We start from the raw sequence: 259 nt of genomic DNA, 5'->3' as shown, positions 1-259 counted from the left end.
GAGACGTATCAAAACGCGCTGTCAGCCGCCTACGGTGACATTGTGAAGCCTTATCTGTCAGACTTCTCCGTGATCGTTCAAGGCATCGTGCAGTCTTATCAAAATTTGTTTATCTTTAATGAACTGGATATCGATTTTTACGAACTTGCGGATTTTATTATGAGAAGAATCGATGACATGATTGATGGCATGGTTCAAAACGGGGAGCAGCCGATCTTGGCCGGCCGGACGTACAGCTATTACCGGAACGCCGGCAATA

Annotated in this window: 1 protein-coding gene; it reads left to right on the top strand. The window is 45.9% G+C overall.

All coding sequences use genetic code 11. From position 1 onward, the window contains the following. On the top strand, positions 1 to 259 hold a 259-nt coding region (locus CH339_RS25810; protein WP_210207414.1), incomplete at both ends, for a hypothetical protein.

It is taken from the genome of Rhodobium orientis, from assembly GCF_003258835.1.
In the GTDB taxonomy this organism is placed as follows: domain Bacteria; phylum Pseudomonadota; class Alphaproteobacteria; order Rhizobiales; family Rhodobiaceae; genus Rhodobium; species Rhodobium orientis.
Note: the sequence above shows the minus strand (reverse complement) of the source record. Positions and strands in the feature narration are given on the sequence as shown.